Below are 14909 nucleotides of genomic sequence, written 5' to 3' on the forward strand. Positions count from 1 at the left end.
ATCGCGAGCCCAACCCGACCAGACGGCGCGGGCCCGGACCGGCACAGCCCGGCACCACCCGGAACTGATCGACCGGCCCGGGTTCACACCCCGATGCCCGCCACCCGTAGTGCATGCACGAGATCCCAGTACCGCTCCTCGGACACGCCCCGTGCCGCCTCCAGCAGCAGGGGGACCAGTCGGTCGGGGTCGGCGCCGGTGCTGCGGACCGCCTCCTCGGGGGTGCGGACCCGGACGTACGCGTCCAGCAGTACCCGTACCTCGCGCTGCCTCCCGTCGGCGACCAGTCCGACCAGGTCACGCCCTATCTCCCCGGCGGGCCGGGCGACGCCCTGGCGCAGTATCCGCTGCCCGTCCGCGCCCCGTCCGCCCGCGGCCAGCGCGTCGGCCGCCGCGACCAGTTGCTCGGCGGGCAGTGAGCCGGCCTCCCACAGCAGCGTCGCCCAGTCCGCCGCCATCCCGGCGCGCTCCAGTTCGGCGGCGAGCGGCGCGAACCGTTCGGCGGGCCAGTGCGCGACCTCCGCCAGCAGCGCGTGCGCCTCCCCGCTCCGCCCCTGGCGGCGCAGCCGGACGAGGCCGTGGACGGTCTCCGTGATCTCGCGCGCGGCGACCGCGTCGAACGCCGGGGGCGAGGGCTGCGCGGCGGCCGTGGCGGCATCGGTGGCCCCGGCGAACCGGGCCCCGCGCGGGCTGCCGGGGGCGGTCTGCGGGGCGGGTGCCCGGAGCCGGTCGGGCGGCACGGGGGCGGCGGTGGGGGGTACGGGGGCCGCCGGGGCGGTGTCGGTCTCGGCGTCGTCGAGCATCCCGGCGAAGCGGGCGCTGCCACGGGCGCGCTTCTTGGACTTGGCGGGCTTGGAGGGTTCAGGGGGGACGGAGGGGTCGGGGGGGTGGTCTGGGAGGTCGGGAGGGTCTGGGAATTCGGGGAGTTCTGGGGGCGCGAAGGGCTCCTCCGGCGTTCTCCCGGCGCCCCCGTCCCGGCCGCCACGGCCCTCCCGGCCGTCCCGACCCTCCGGGCGCCGCTCGATGCGGGCCACTCCCCCGGCCACCGCGCCGGACCAGCCTTCGGCGCGGGGCGCGGCGGGGCGGGGCAGGTCGTCCGTGCCCGAAGGCGCCGGGGTCCGGGCCCTGGACGCCCCGGGCGGTGGCGGCCCCTCACCCCGTTCCCGGCTGCCCGCCCCCCACGGTTGTCCGGACCCCGCCCGCGCATGCTCCAACCGGTCGATCCGGTGGCGGAGTTCGGCGCAGCGGGCGCCCGCGCGGTCGTGGTCGTCGCGGGCCCAGGCTAGGTCGAGGCGCAGGGCGTCGGACTCCTGCCGGGTGGCGGCGCCGACCAGGGCCCGGCCCAGTTGGGCGAGGCGGTCGGCGGCGTACCGCTGTTCGCGGAGCATGATGTCGAGCCGGTCGCCGAGGTCGTCCCGGGCGCCGGGCCGGGCGTCGTACGCGATGAGCGCGGCGGCGTGCAGGGCGCGGGCCCGGTCGCGGTCCCGGGCGGCGGTGGCGGGACCGTGGGCCGCGGCGAGGTCCTGGAGGAGGGCCTCGACCACGTCCCAGGGGGCGACCTCGTATCCGTCGAGGCAGGCCCGCAGGCCGTCGGGGTCGCGCTGCCAGAACACCGCGCACCAGCCCGACCGTTGGTCGAGGCGTGCCAGCAGTTCGCTCAGGTAGTTCCCGAACTCCCGCATCCGGCCCGGGAGTTGATCCACAGCCATCGCCCCACCCCCGCATTAAAGGGAGAACTTTTGCCTCAGCGAACACCAGTCGTGTTACGTCGTTGCTACGGGAGCTTTTCAGGCTGCGTCAGGGAATCCCGCCGTCCGGTCCCGGCGCCCGGTTCCGCCGTCCAGTCTCGGCGCTCGGTCCAGGCGCCCGGTTCCGCCGCCCGGCCCGGCATCAGGTCCCACCGTCCGGTCCCACCGTCCGATCCCGGCGCCCGGTCTCGGCGACCGGTCCCGGCATCCGACCCCGGGCGCCGTCTCAGGCGACCGCCTGCACCGGGGCGGCGCTGCACGCGCGGGCCACATCGTCCATCGACAGACCGAGCGTGTCGGAGAGGGCGGCGACGGTGAAGAACGCGGGCGTCGGGGCCCGGCCGGTCTCGATCTTGCGGAGCGTCTCCGGGGAGATTCCGGCGTGGGCGGCGATCTCCGCCATGCTGCGGTCGCCACGGGCCGTCCGCAGCAGCCGGCCGAGCCGCTCGCCGCGTTCCCGCTCTTCGGGGGTCAAAGGAGTGCGCACCATGCGAGCCAGTGTACGGGCTGGACCCCATTTTTATACCGGTATAGTAATTGGCATGGTGGAACTGAAGACAGACACATCCCTGGACGCCATGCACGCGGCCGGCCAGGTCGTCGGACGGGCCCTGACGGCCGTACGCGAGGCCGCCGGCGTGGGCGTCTCCCTGCTGGAGCTGGACGAGGTGGCGCGCGGGGTGCTGCGCGAGGCGGGCGCCGGGGCGCCCTTCCTCCACTACCGCCCCCACTTCGCCCCGGTCCCCTTCCCCGCGGTGATCTGCGCCTCGGTGAACGACGCGATCGTGCACGGCATCCCGACCGGCTACCGGCTGCGCGACGGCGACCTCGTCTCCATCGACTGCGGCGCGGAGCTGGACGGCTGGGTCGGTGACTCGGCGATCAGCTTCGTGGTGGGCCGGGCGCGCCCGGAGGATCTGCGGCTGGTGGAGACGGCCGAGCGGGCGCTCGCGGCGGGGATCGAGGCGGCGGTGGTCGGCAATCGCATCGGCGACATCGCCCACGCGATCGGCACGGTGTGCCGGTCGGCCGGGTACGGGATCATGGAGGGTTTCGGCGGGCACGGCATCGGCCGTCATATGCACGAGGACCCCGGGGTGCCGAACGAGGGCCGCCCGGGGCGTGGCATGCGGCTGCGGCACGGGATGGCCCTGGCGATCGAGCCGATGCTGATCGCGAGCGGCCGGGACGACTACCGGGTGGCCCCCGACGGCTGGACCCTCAAGACCACGGACGGCTCCCGCGCGGCCCACACGGAGCACTCCGTGGCGATCACGGACGCGGGCCCACGGATCCTGACGAGCCGGGAGGGGCTCGGGGGGTAGACCCCACGCGAAATGCCCGCCCCCCGAGAACATGCGAAGGTGTTCAGACAGGTACGCCCGCCAGACGGACCGCGCACACCGGACACGCCACGCACACCAGGCCCGCCGGGCACACCGGACCCGCCGGCCACATCAGGCACGCCGGACATACACGGACTCCACGGACCCCACACACCACCCCCCGTACGCCCCCGTAGACCCCCGTACTCCACGCCCCCACGCGGAACGGACCTCCTCCCATGACCACCGGCTACCCTCCCCCGGGCGGCCCCCCGGACGGGGACCCCTTCGGTGATTTCCTGGCCCGTTTCTTCGGGGGCCCCCGCCCCGCCCCCCGCCAGATCGACATCGGGCGGCTGCTCAGCCCCCCGGCCCGGGATCTCGTCCGCGGCGCCGCCCAGTACGCGGCGGAGCACGGCAGCCGGGATCTGGACACCGAACATCTGCTGCGCGCGGCCCTCGCCGCGGAGCCGACCCGGGGGCTGCTGACCCGCTCCGGCGCCGACCCCGACTCGATGGCCTCGCAGATCGACCAGCGCACCGGCCCCGTCCAGCACCCGGAGGCCGCCGCCCCACCGCTGACCTCGCTGTCCCTCACCCCGGCCGTGAAGCGGGCCCTGCTGGACGCCCATGACCTGGCGCGGGCGAGCGGCGCCGGGTACATCCGCCCCGAGCACGTCCTGACCGCGCTGGCGGCCAACCCGGACTCGGCGGCGGGGCACATCCTGAACGCGGCCCGGTTCGCCCCGGACGGGCTGCCGCCCGAGGCGCCGGACGCGCCCGGTCTGCGCGCCGAGGGCGTTCCCGCCGCCCCCACCGGCACCCCCACCCTCGACAAGTACGGGCGGGATCTCACGGAGCTGGCGCGGGCGGGCGGGATCGATCCGGTGATCGGCCGGGACGAGGAGATCGAGCAGACCATCGAGGTGCTGTCCCGGCGCGGCAAGAACAACCCGGTGCTGATCGGGGACGCGGGCGTGGGCAAGACGGCGATCGTGGAGGGCCTGGCCCAGCGGATCGCGGAGGGCGACGTACCCGAGGGGCTCGCCGACCGGCGGGTGGTGGCCCTGGATCTGACGGGCGTGGTCGCGGGCACCCGCTACCGGGGCGACTTCGAGGAGCGGCTCACCACCATCGTCGGCGAGATCCGCGCCCACTCCGACCAGCTGATCGTCTTCATCGACGAACTGCACACCGTGGTCGGCGCGGGCGCCGGCGGCGAGGGCGGCGGCGCGATGGACGCGGGCAACATCCTCAAACCGGCGCTGGCCCGCGGCGAACTGCACATCGTGGGCGCGACGACGCTGGAGGAGTACCGCAGGATCGAGAAGGACGCGGCGCTGGCCCGGCGCTTCCAGCCGATCCTGGTGCCCGAGCCGACCCCGGCCGACGCCCTGGAGATCCTGCGCGGTCTGCGCGACCGCTACGAGGCCCATCACCAGGTCCGCTACACCGATGAGGCGCTCGACGCGGCGGTGGAGCTGTCGGACCGCTATCTCACCGATCGCCGCCTCCCGGACAAGGCGATCGACCTGATCGACCAGGCGGGCGCCCGGGTCCGGCTGCGCTCCCGCACCAAGGGCACGGACGTGCGGGCCCTGGAGCGCGAGGCGGAGCGGCTGACCCGGGAGAAGGACCAGGCGGTCACGGACGAGAAGTACGAGGACGCCACCCGGCTGCGCGACCGGCTCGGCGAGCTGAAGGACCGGATCGCGCGGGACTCCGGCGAGGGCGAGGCGGACGAGGGCCGCCATCTCGAAGTCACCGGCGAGGACATCGCGGAGGTGGTGTCGCGGCTGACCGGCGTCCCGGTGGCCCGGCTCACCGAGGAGGAGAAGGACCGGCTGCTGGGCCTGGCGGAGCAGCTGCACCGCCGGGTGATCGGCCAGGACGAGGCGGTGACGGTGGTGTCCGACGCCGTACTGCGCTCCCGCGCCGGCCTCTCCAGCCCCGACCGCCCGATCGGCTCGTTCCTCTTCCTCGGCCCGACCGGCGTCGGCAAGACCGAACTTGCCCGCGCCCTCGCGGAGGCCCTGTTCGGCAGCGAGGACCGCATGGTCCGCCTGGACATGAGCGAGTACCAGGAACGCCATACGGTGTCCCGGCTGGTGGGGGCGCCGCCCGGCTATGTCGGCCACGAGGAGGCGGGCCAGCTGACCGAGACGGTCCGCCGCCACCCGTACTCACTGCTGCTGCTGGACGAGGTGGAGAAGGCGCACCCCGATGTCTTCAACGTCCTCCTCCAGGTCCTGGACGACGGGCGGCTCACCGACTCCCAGGGCCGCACGGTCGACTTCACCAACACCGTCATCGTCATGACCAGCAATCTGGGCTCGGAGGCGATCATCCGGGGCGGCGGAGGCATCGGCTTCGGCGCGGGCGGCGGCACGGGCGGTTCGGACGCGGGCGGTTCGGACGCGGGCGGTTCGGACGCGGACGAGGAGGCCCGCCGCGAGCGGATCCTGCGCCCGCTGCGGGACCACTTCCGGCCCGAGTTCCTGAACCGTATCGACGAGATCGTGGTCTTCCGCCGGCTCACCCCCGAGCAGCTCCACCGGATCACCGATCTCCTCCTGGAGCGCACCCGCCGGCTGATGCACGCCCAGGACATCGCCGTCGACTTCACCCCCGCCTCCGTCGACTGGCTCTCCCGGCAGGGCTACCAGCCGGAGTACGGCGCCCGCCCGCTGCGCCGCACCATCCAGCGCGAGGTCGACAACCGGCTCTCCCGCCTGCTCCTCAACGGCGAGGCGAAGGCAGGGGATGAGGTCAGCGTCGACCTGCGCGACGACCGGCTGACGTTCACGACACAACGGACATCGGCGGCACAGCCCACCACCTAGGGACGCTGGAGGTACCGGGCGGCCCCCCTCACTTCGACGGCCGCACCACCATCGCCGCCCCTCCCCCACGGCGAACGGTCTCGGCCGCCGCCACCCACGTCCCGTCGCTCAACCGCTGCACCGCCGTGGCCGCCCCGATCTCCGGGTTGGCCCGGAAGGAGTGCCCGATCGCCTCCAGCTCCGCCCGCAGCGGGCCGCCGTACAGGCCGGGTTCCAGTTCGGTCTGGGCGGCGTTGCGCTGGCTGGCGCGGGGGGCGGCGATGGCGTCGACCAGGGGCAGGCCCCGGTCGAGGAACCCGGTGAGGGTCTGGAGGACGGTCGTGATGATGGTGGCGCCGCCCGGGGAGCCCAGGGCGACGACCGGCTTGCCGTGGCCGTCGAGGACGATCGTCGGGGACATGGAGGAGCGGGGCCGCTTGCCGGGGCCGGGCAGATTGGGGTCGTGGACGGCCGGGTTGGCCGGGGCGAAGGAGAAGTCGGTCAGCTCGTTGTTGAGCAGGAAGCCCCGGTCCGGGACGGTGATCCCGCTGCCGCCGGTCTGCTCGATGGTGAGGGTGTAGGAGACGACGTTGCCCCATTTGTCGGCCGTCGTCAGATGCGTGGTGCTCTCGCCCTCGTACGTGGTCGGCGCCGCCGTTCCGCCGGGGGCGCAGGGGGCGGGGTCGCGCGGGTCGCCGGGGGCGAGGGGGCTGGTGAGCACCGCGTCGTCCTTGATCAGACAGGCGCGGGAGTCGGCGTACCGCTGGGAGAGGAGTTCCTTGGTGGGGACGTCCTCGAACGCCGGGTCGCCGACCCAGCGGCCCCGGTCCGCGAAGGCGATCCGGCTGGCCTCGATGAACCGGTGCAGATACGCGGCGTCGCTCGCCTTGGAGAGATCGGTGCGCTCCAGGATGTTCAGGGCCTCGCCGACGGTCGTGCCGCCGGAGGACGAGGGCGCCATGGAGTAGACGCCGAGCCCCCGGTAGGAAGTCCGCGTCGGGGCCTGGGACTTCACCCGGTACGAGGTCAGATCCTTGGCGGTGAGGTCGCCGGGGCGGGCGTTCCAGCCGGAGGCGGGGTCGACGGGCGGTGCGTTGACGGTGTCGACGATGTCGTCGGCGAGGTCGCCCCGGTAGAGGGTGCCGACGCCCTCGCGGGCCAGTTCGGCGTAGGTGCGGGCCAGGTCGGGGTTCTTGAAGGTGGAGCCGACGACGGGGAGTCGTCCGCCCGGCAGGAACAGTTCGGCCGTGTCCGGGAAGTTGCGGAAGCGGGCCTCGTTGCTCGCGGTCTGGTCGCGGAAGGTGGCGTCCACGGTGAAGCCGTCGCGGGCGAGGCGCTCGGCGGGGCGCAGCAGGGTGCCGAGCCGTTTGCTGCCCCATCGGTCCAGCGCGCTCTGCCAGGTGAGGGGGGTGCCGGGGGTGCCGACGGAGAGTCCGCTGCTGACCGCCTCGGCGAACGGGACCGGTTTGCCGTTCTCCAGGAACAGATCGGATCCGGCGCTGAGCGGCGCGGTCTCCCGGCCGTCGAGGGTGTGCACGGAACGGGACTTGGCGTCGTAGTAGACGAAGTAACCGCCTCCGCCGATCCCCGCGGAGTAGGGCTCGGTGACGCCGAGCGCGGCGGCGGTGGCGACGGCGGCGTCCACGGCGTTGCCGCCCTGCTTGAGGACGGCGATCCCGGCGGCGCTGGCGTCCGCGTCGACGCTGGAGACGGCACCGCCGGAGCCGACGGCGACGGGGACCTTGGGTGCGGCTGCCGCTGCCGCTGCGGGCGCGGGCGCCCCGCCGGTCGCCGCGGTGGGTGGCGCGGCGACCCCCACCGAGACGACGGCGGCCGAGACCGCCAGGACCGAGAGCTTCCGCACGACAGGGCGACGCATGCGCACCTCCAGTCAGGGACCGTCCGCGCAGCCTAGTGGACTGAGCATGCGCGCGTCAGGAGCACACTTGGGCCACGGCGGAGATCACTCCCTCGCCGTTTCACGGCCCTCGCGCCGCCCGGCCCCCCGCGCCGGTGCCGTCGGCCGTACGGCGGGTCCGGCACGGGTGCGCGCCGCCGCCCCCCATTGCCAGTCCAGTACCCCACCCCCCACCCCCCGTCACCGGACGCGCCGCCGCGCCGCATGTCGCCGTGTCGCCGGTCCAGCGCCACACTGCCACCAGCCGCGCACCCACCGGCCGCGCCACCACCCGCACCCCCCACCCCCCGTCACCGAACGCGCCGTCTCCTCCCGGACCGCTAGCATGCGCGCCCATGAATGACGACGTGCGCAACATCGTCCTCGGCCTCATAGCGGTAGCGCTCGGTGCCGCGATCGGCTGGCTGGCCCGTACCTCTCTGTGGCGCCGCAGACTCCGCCGCAAGCAGGCGTTCTTCGGGCTGCCGGACAACGCCGAGTCGCTGCTGGTGGTGAACCGGGACTCGGGTGGGCCGGAGCTGACGGTGACCCGGCACGATGTGTTCGCGCTGCTGGAACTCTCCGCGCTGATCAAGGACTGCAACGCCGCCGCCCAGGTCGTCGCGCACGACGCGACGCAGCAGGGGTTCGGGGAGCGGACGGAGTTCTGCGTCGGCGGGCCCTCGTCGAATCGCCGGATGACGGCCCACCTCGCGTCGCTGCTGCCGGGGGTGCGGGTGAACGTGGATCCCGAGCCGGGCCCGGACCGGGGTGCCTTCCAGATCGGCGGTGAGCGCTACCGGCTGGAGCCGGGGCGGGCCGAGCATGTGATCCTGGCACGGCTGACGGCCGGTCAGGGGGCGGATGTCCGGCCGGTGTTCCTGTTCTGCGGGCAGCGGGCGATCACCCATCAGGCGGCGACGCGCTATCTGGCCCGGCATCATGAGCGGCTGGCGCGCAAGCACGGGCGGCATTCGTTCGTCCTGCTGCTGAAGGTGAGCAATTCCCAGGCGTACGGACCGGATGTGGTGGAGGTGGTCGCCGATGTGACGCGGGCGGCCGAGGCCCCGCTGCCGACGACCGCGCTGGAGACGACGGCCGGATCCCGGGCCTCCCACCGGGCCAAGCCCTGAGGTCGTGAGGGTCGTGCAGACCGAGGAGAGCGGAACCCTCGTCGCGTACCTCTGTGACGTGGGCCCGCTCGGCCTCGGCAAGCCGGTCAGCAACGCGCCGTCGTCGACACGGTCGACCCGCTCCGCACCGAGCACAACCCGACCGGCGCGCGGCTGACCTTCTCCTCGCCCGCGAACGACCCGTCCTGCGTGTCGATTCCGCTGCGCGAGCAGTGATCTCCGGCCGCTGCCGGGCGGATACGGCTCCGCGATGCCTCCGCCGGACCCGTCTAGGGTCCGTGCGGGAACTCCCCGCCGGGCAGCAGCGCCCGCCGCAGCTCGGGCAAAGGATCGATGACCATAGACAGCCCTACTCACTCTCCGCCGAGTCGTGGTTGCCGCAAACTATCTAGACAAGATAGGAGTTAACTCACGACACGCACTTTTCGGGCATAAGCCGTATTTAACTCGATCTTAAGGCCAGGGCTTCACGCCTCCGCGACTTCCGCGTACAGCTGGGACAGCTCCGGGACCCCGCTCGCCGCCCATTCGTGCCCGGCGGTCACGACGTCGAACTCCCGGCCCGAGGCCAGCCGCACCACCGGCTGACCACTCGGCCAGAGGTTCCAGGCCGCGCCCTCGACCGTGCGCACCAGGACCGTGCCCAGATAGAGACCGGCGTCCGTGCCGAGCCAGATCAGGGTCTCCTCGTCGTCCCGCCAGCGGGGCAGCAGCTGGTCGATCGCCTCCAGCGACTCCGGCGAGTCGTCCAGCTCCACCCCCGCATAGCCCGCCTGCCGGCGCAGCAGCTCGCACTCGGCGAGCAGATCGCTGAGCCCTGCGGGGTCCCGGACGCCGGCACCGCCGGAGACCACCGCCACCTGGCCGGAATCGCCCCGGCGCTTGCCGGGTCTGCCGCTGAGGAAAGGGATGTTCATACGCCCAGCGTGTCATTCGCACCCCCGTACGCACCACAGGCGCGCGCACCCGGGCGACCGGTCGATTTCCCGCCCGCCCGGGGCATGGCGCGTTGACCGGCCCACGGACCCTGCCTACGGTCGCGATGCGCGCCCGGAACGCCGGGCCGAACCGGCAGTCGGACACAGCACACGGAGGGTCGATTGGCCGAGCGCGGCAAAGGGGCGACGGGACGACGGACGGGACGAACGGGACACAAGGGGCGGACGGCGGCGGCGGTGGCTGTGCGGGTGGCGGTCGCCGCCGCAGCCGTCGTACTGGTCCTGGCCGGCCGACCGCCACCCCCGGCGCACGCCTCCCCGTCTCCCTCCCCCCATCTCAAGGCCCCGCCCTCCGACGCGCTCGAAGCGCTTCCCCTCCCCGCGCTGTTCGACAACACCGGCATCAGCGACGACGACCGCCCCGCCGAGGCCGACTTCGACGGTCGGGGTGCCTCGCTGTCGGCCGCCGGGCTGGCCGCCGCCGGATGGGCCCCGGGCGCCGCGCTGACCCTGGGCGGGACCCGGCTGACCTGGCCCGCGACCGCGCCGGGCGAGCCGGACAACGTACGCGCCGCGGGGCAGTGGGCGGCGGTGGCCGGACATGGGGACGCGCTGGCGTTCCTGGTCGCCGGGACCGCCGGAGCCGAGGTGAGCGGCACCGGCCTCGTCGCGTACGCCGACGGCACCCTCGCCCCGTACGGCCTCACCGTGCCCGACTGGCGGACCGGGCCGCTCGCCACCAAGGCCGTCGCCCTGCCGCGGCTCAACACCCCCGCCGGGCCGCTCGCCGAGAAGGCCCGGCTGTACGCCGTGACGGTGCCGCTCGACCCGGGCCGCGAGGTCATGGCCGTCCGGCTGCCGCAGGCGTCCGAGGCGCATGTCTTCGCGGTGTCGGTGCGGGCCCCGGCGGACGGCTGGACCGGCACCTGGGCGACCTCGCCGTCCGGGCTGATCACCGTCGGCCCCTGGACGGACCGCACGCTGCGGCTGGTCGTGCACACCTCGACGGGCGGTCCGCGCCTGCGGCTCCGCTTCGACAACGCCTTCGCGGGCACCCCGGTCCGGATCGGCGCGGCGACGGTCGCCGTCCGGGCGGAGGGCGCGGCGGCGCGGGCCGCCCCCGTGCCGGTGACCTTCGGCGGCACGCCCGGCACCACCGTCCCGGCCGGGGCGCAGGCGTACGGCGACCCGCTGCCGTTCGCGGTCCCGGCCGACAGCGATCTGCTGGTCAGCTTCCATCTGCCCGGCACGGTGAACGCCCTGCCGGTGCACCGGCTGGCGGTGCAGCGCTCGTACGTGGGCGGCGGCCCCGGCGACCGCACGGGCGACGCGGCCGGGACGGCGTTCACCGCGACGATCAGCAACTGGCCGCTGCTGACCGGGGTGGAGGTCGGTGACGGGCCCGGTGCGCTGGTGCTGCTCGGCGATTCGATCACCGACGGCGACCGCTCCACTGTCGACGCCAACCGCCGCTGGCCGGACGCCCTGGCGGACCGGCTGCTCGCGCAGCGGCTCGTCCCGCGCTTCGGGGTGCTGAACGCGGGCATCGCGGGCAACCGGGTGACCACCGACCGCTACCCCGGCGACGGGGTGTCCACGGACGCGGCCGGGGTGAGCGCGCTGCACCGCCTCGACCGCGATGTCCTCGCCCAGCCGTCGGCGCGGACGGTGATCGTCTTCCACGGGGTGAACGATCTGCTCGCCGGAGGGGACGCCGTCCGGCTGACGGCGGGGCTGCGGGAGATCGCCGACCGGGCGCACGCGCGGGGGTTGCGGGTGCTGGGCGCGACGATCCTGCCGTGCGGCGGGCGCAGCGGCTGCACGGCGGCGGTGGACGCCGAGCGCACCGCCGTCAACACCTGGATCCGGGAGGGTGGCGAGGACGGCGGCGGGGTCTTCGACGCCGTGCTCGATCTGGACGCGGCCATCCGGGACCCCGCGCAGCCGGACCGGATGCTTCCGGCGTACGACAGCGGGGACCATCTCCACCCCGGGGACGCGGGGCTGGCGGCGCTGGCCGGGGCGGTGGACCTCGGGACGCTATGAGACACCGACACCCGCACCCGCACCCGCACCCGCACCCGCACCCGCACCCGCACCCGCACCCGCACCACCCTGCCGTCCGCTACGGCGTGACGTCCAGGTCGACGACGACCGGGGCGTGGTCGGAGGCGCCCTTGCCCTTGCGCTCCTCCCGGTCCACATAGGCGTCGGAGACGGCCTTGGCGAAGGGCTCGTTGCCGTAGACCAGGTCGATGCGCATACCGCGGTTCTTGGGGAAGGCGAGCTGGCGGTAGTCCCAGTAGGTGTACGGGTGGTCGTACTTCAGGGGGCGGGGGACGACATCGGACAGGCCCGTGTCCCGCAGGGCGGTGAGGGCGTCGCGCTCGGCGGGGGTGACATGGGTGAGGCCCTCGAAGGCGGCCACGTCGAAGACGTCGTCGTCGGTCGGCGCCACGTTGTAGTCGCCGAGGACGGCGAACGGGCGGCTGCCCTGGGCGTCGGGGGCGACGGCGGCGCGCAGGGCCTCGTACCACTGGAGTTTGTAGGTGTAGTGGGGGTGGCCGACCTCCCGGCCGTTGGGGACGTAGACCGACCAGACGCGGACCGGGCCGCAGGTGGCGGAGATCGCGCGCGGTTCGTGCTTGCCCTCGTAGCCGGGGTCGCCGGGCAGGCCCTTGACGGTGTCCTCGATGCCGACCCGGGAGAGGATCGCCACGCCGTTCCATCTCCCGTCGGCGTGCACCGCGGCCTCGTAGCCCAGCTCGCGCAGCGGGTCGAACGGGAACTGGTCCTCGGCGAGCTTGGCCTCCTGGAGGCAGAGCACGTCGGTGCCGCTGCTCTCCAGCCAGGCGAGCAGCCTCGGCAGTCGAGCGGTGATCGAGTTCACGTTCCAGGTCGCGATGCGCATGTCCACCAAACTACCCGCCGGGTCTGACAACGCCGCTCCGCCCGCCCCGGGTCACAGGTCGGCGCTGTCTCCCGGGGCCAGCCGCACATGGTCGGCGCCGCCGCCGAGGTGGGTGAGATGGGTGTCGTAGATCGGGCGGGCGAGGTCGGTGAGCAGGGCGTCGTGGATGTCGTGGACGCGCCGCGGGCGTACCTCGCGGACGTAGTCGATGACCTCGGAGATCTTGTTCCAGGGTGCCTGGACGGGGGCGAGCAGGGTCTCGACGGGGTGGTCGGGGACGGTGAGGGCGTCGCCGGGGTGGAAGATCCGGCCGCGGTCGATCAGATAGCCGACGTTGGTGATGCGCGGGAGGTCGGGGTGGATGACGGCGTGCAGTTCGCCGTGGACCTGGACGTCGAATCCGGCGGCGGTGAAGGTGTCGCCGTGCCCGACGGTGTGGACCCGGCCGGGGAAGGCGGCGGAGAGCTGGTCGGCGACCGACCTCAGGGTCCACAGCGAGACCGCCGGGTCGGCCTCCAGCGCGGCCCGCAGCCGCCCCTCGTGGAAGTGGTCGGGGTGCTCGTGCGTGACGAGCAGCGCGTCCGCGCCGAGAGCCGCGTCCGGCTCGCTGAACCCGCCCGGGTCGATGACCAGCGTTCGCCCGTCCTTCTCCAGCCGGACACACGCGTGCGACTTCTTGATCAGCCTCATGCCCCCATCCTGCCGCCCGGGGCGGGGCGCCGCGCGAGGTGGGGGCACGGGGGCGGGGCCGGGGTCGCCTACCCGGCCGGAGTCGCCTACTCGGCCGGGGTGGTCTCCTCGCGGACCACCTGCTGGGCCACCTTGAAGGCGCTGTTGGCGGCGGGGACCCCGCAGTAGACGGCGGCCTGGAGGAGGACTTCCTTGATCTCGGCGGGGGTCAGCCCGTTGCGCAGGGCGGCCCGGACATGGAAGGCGAGTTCGTCGAGATGCCCCCCGGCGACCAGCGCGGTCAGGGTGATGCAGCTGCGGGTGCGGCGGTCCAGGCCCGGCCGGTCCCAGACCTCGCCCCAGGCGTAGCGGGTGACGAACTCCTGGAAGTCGCCGGAGAACTCGTCGGCCTCGGACAGCGCCCGGTCCACATGGGCGTCGCCGAGCACCTCGCGGCGGACCTTGATCCCGGCGTCGTACGGGTCCGGCCGTCCGGACGGCTGGGCGGGGAGGACGGCGGGGGCGATCTCGGCGACCGGGCTGACCGGCACGGGCGCGGTCAGCGCGGGCTTGGCGGGGGCGGCCGGGATCGCGGTCTGGCCGGTGTCGTGGGGGTGCTGCCAGGCGGTGGAGAAGTGCCGGACGAGCAGATCGGTCACGGCGGCCGGCTGTTCGACGGGCACCAGATGGGAGGCGCCGGGGACGACGGCCAGCCGGGCGTCCGGGATCCCGGCGACCAGGGTGCGGGCCTCGGCCGGTCCGGTCACCTGGTCGTCCGACCCGACCAGCACCAGCGTCGGCACCCCGACCCGGCCCAGCTCGGGGCGGACGTCGAAGGTGGCGAGCGCCTCGCAGGCGGCGATGTAGCAGCCGGGGTCGGTGGTGCGGACCATCTGGACGGCCCAGTCGGTGATCGCGGGCTGCGCGGCGGCGAACCCGCCGGTGAACCAGCGGTCGGGCGCGGTACGCGCGATCGGGTCGAGCCCGTTCGTCCGTACGATCACCCCGCGCTGACGGAACTCGTCCGGGGTGCCGAATCTCGGGGAGGCGGCGATCAGCGCGAGGGAGGCCAGCCGCTCGGGGTGACGCAGCGCCAGCTCCACACCGACGGCACCGCCGAGGGCACACCCGGCGTACCCGAAGCGTTGCACGCCGAGTGAGTCGAGGGTGGCCAGCAGCCGGGCCGTCAGCTCACCTACGGAACCGGCGGGGTAGGCGGGGGCGCCGCCGTGTCCGGGCAGGTCGAACCGGAAGACCCGCCACTGCTCGGCCAGCTCGGGGACCTGGCGATCGAACATGTGCCAGGTGGTGCCCAGGGAGGGACCCAGGATCAGGACGGGAGCCTCTTCCGGCCCGTCGACGCGGTATTGCAGGGTGTTCGGCGGTGTCTCACTCACGCCTCAGACCCTCTCATCTCTCATGGATCCCATACGGCCCGGGGACCCGACAGCCCCCAAACCCTATCG

Annotated in this window: 11 protein-coding genes and 1 pseudogene; 5 read left to right on the forward strand and 7 right to left on the reverse strand. The window is 74.1% G+C overall.

All coding sequences use genetic code 11. The features are described 5' to 3' along the window. Positions 1 to 83 precede the first annotated feature (83 nt). Complete coding sequence (locus tag ABZX40_RS35695) at positions 84 to 1709, reverse strand: hypothetical protein (RefSeq protein WP_355732620.1); 1626 nt, start codon at positions 1707 to 1709, stop codon at positions 84 to 86. Positions 1710 to 1974: 265 nt separating this feature from the next. After that, positions 1975 to 2238, reverse strand: a complete 264-nt coding sequence (locus tag ABZX40_RS35700) for a helix-turn-helix transcriptional regulator (protein ID WP_355732623.1) — start codon at positions 2236 to 2238, stop codon at positions 1975 to 1977. 52 nt (positions 2239 to 2290) lie between these two features. Here ABZX40_RS35700 and map point away from each other — a divergent pair, with 52 nt between their 5' ends. Together map and ABZX40_RS35710 are read left to right on the forward strand one after the other, a co-directional pair. After that, entirely contained in the window at positions 2291 to 3073 is a 783-nt protein-coding gene (gene map / locus ABZX40_RS35705; RefSeq protein WP_355732626.1) for a type I methionyl aminopeptidase, read from the forward strand. 239 nt (positions 3074 to 3312) lie between these two features. Beyond that, on the forward strand, positions 3313 to 5916 hold the full coding sequence (locus tag ABZX40_RS35710) for an ATP-dependent Clp protease ATP-binding subunit (RefSeq protein WP_355732628.1): 2604 nt from the start codon (positions 3313 to 3315) through the stop codon (positions 5914 to 5916). A 28-nt stretch (positions 5917 to 5944) separates the two neighbouring features. On the opposite strand, the gene ggt is transcribed toward ABZX40_RS35710, so the two are convergent. Continuing rightward, on the reverse strand, positions 5945 to 7774 hold the full coding sequence (gene ggt / locus ABZX40_RS35715; RefSeq protein ID WP_355732631.1) for a gamma-glutamyltransferase: 1830 nt from the start codon (positions 7772 to 7774) through the stop codon (positions 5945 to 5947). Between the two features lie 374 nt (positions 7775 to 8148). On the opposite strand from ggt, the gene ABZX40_RS35720 reads away from it, so the two are divergent. Both ABZX40_RS35720 and ABZX40_RS35725 read left to right on the forward strand, forming a co-directional pair. Next, positions 8149 to 8925, forward strand: a complete 777-nt coding sequence (locus tag ABZX40_RS35720) for a hypothetical protein (protein WP_355732634.1) — start codon at positions 8149 to 8151, stop codon at positions 8923 to 8925. A gap of 19 nt (positions 8926 to 8944) precedes the next feature. Then, positions 8945 to 9141, forward strand: a pseudogene (locus ABZX40_RS35725) (acyl esterase); the annotation flags it as partial. 251 nt (positions 9142 to 9392) lie between these two features. Here the strand turns inward: ABZX40_RS35725 and ABZX40_RS35730 are convergent. After that, positions 9393 to 9842, reverse strand: a complete 450-nt coding sequence (locus ABZX40_RS35730; protein WP_355732637.1) for a DUF6278 family protein — start codon at positions 9840 to 9842, stop codon at positions 9393 to 9395. A gap of 264 nt (positions 9843 to 10106) precedes the next feature. Here ABZX40_RS35730 and ABZX40_RS35735 point away from each other — a divergent pair, with 264 nt between their 5' ends. Next, a complete protein-coding gene (locus tag ABZX40_RS35735) occupies positions 10107 to 11909 on the forward strand; it encodes an SGNH/GDSL hydrolase family protein (RefSeq protein ID WP_355732730.1) in 1803 nt (600 codons plus the stop codon). A gap of 79 nt (positions 11910 to 11988) precedes the next feature. Here ABZX40_RS35735 and ABZX40_RS35740 read toward each other — a convergent pair whose 3' ends face one another. The 3 genes from ABZX40_RS35740 to pcaC form a co-directional block, all read right to left on the reverse strand. Then, positions 11989 to 12774, reverse strand: a complete 786-nt coding sequence (locus ABZX40_RS35740; RefSeq protein ID WP_355732640.1) for an exodeoxyribonuclease III — start codon at positions 12772 to 12774, stop codon at positions 11989 to 11991. Between the two features lie 51 nt (positions 12775 to 12825). Beyond that, entirely contained in the window at positions 12826 to 13464 is a 639-nt protein-coding gene (locus ABZX40_RS35745) for an MBL fold metallo-hydrolase (protein WP_355732642.1), read from the reverse strand. Between the two features lie 86 nt (positions 13465 to 13550). Then, entirely contained in the window at positions 13551 to 14840 is a 1290-nt protein-coding gene (gene pcaC, locus ABZX40_RS35750) for a 4-carboxymuconolactone decarboxylase (protein WP_355732645.1), read from the reverse strand. Positions 14841 to 14909: the final 69 nt, after the last annotated feature.

Origin of the sequence: Streptomyces sp. NPDC004610, assembly GCF_040609715.1 — a bacterium.
GTDB lineage: Bacteria > Actinomycetota > Actinomycetes > Streptomycetales > Streptomycetaceae > Streptomyces.

Bases quoted from the DNA above. Each gene is read 5' to 3' on its own strand.
- ABZX40_RS35695 (WP_355732620.1), bottom strand. From the start codon at position 1,709: ATGGCTGTGGATCAACTCCCGGGCCGGATGCGGGAGTTCGGGAACTAC.
- ABZX40_RS35700 (WP_355732623.1), bottom strand. From the start codon at position 2,238: ATGGTGCGCACTCCTTTGACCCCCGAAGAGCGGGAACGCGGCGAGCGG.
- map (WP_355732626.1), top strand. From the start codon at position 2,291: ATGGTGGAACTGAAGACAGACACATCCCTGGACGCCATGCACGCGGCC.
- ABZX40_RS35710 (WP_355732628.1), top strand. From the start codon at position 3,313: ATGACCACCGGCTACCCTCCCCCGGGCGGCCCCCCGGACGGGGACCCC.
- ggt (WP_355732631.1), bottom strand. From the start codon at position 7,774: ATGCGTCGCCCTGTCGTGCGGAAGCTCTCGGTCCTGGCGGTCTCGGCC.
- ABZX40_RS35720 (WP_355732634.1), top strand. From the start codon at position 8,149: ATGAATGACGACGTGCGCAACATCGTCCTCGGCCTCATAGCGGTAGCG.
- ABZX40_RS35730 (WP_355732637.1), bottom strand. From the start codon at position 9,842: ATGAACATCCCTTTCCTCAGCGGCAGACCCGGCAAGCGCCGGGGCGAT.
- ABZX40_RS35740 (WP_355732640.1), bottom strand. From the start codon at position 12,774: ATGCGCATCGCGACCTGGAACGTGAACTCGATCACCGCTCGACTGCCG.
- ABZX40_RS35745 (WP_355732642.1), bottom strand. From the start codon at position 13,464: ATGAGGCTGATCAAGAAGTCGCACGCGTGTGTCCGGCTGGAGAAGGAC.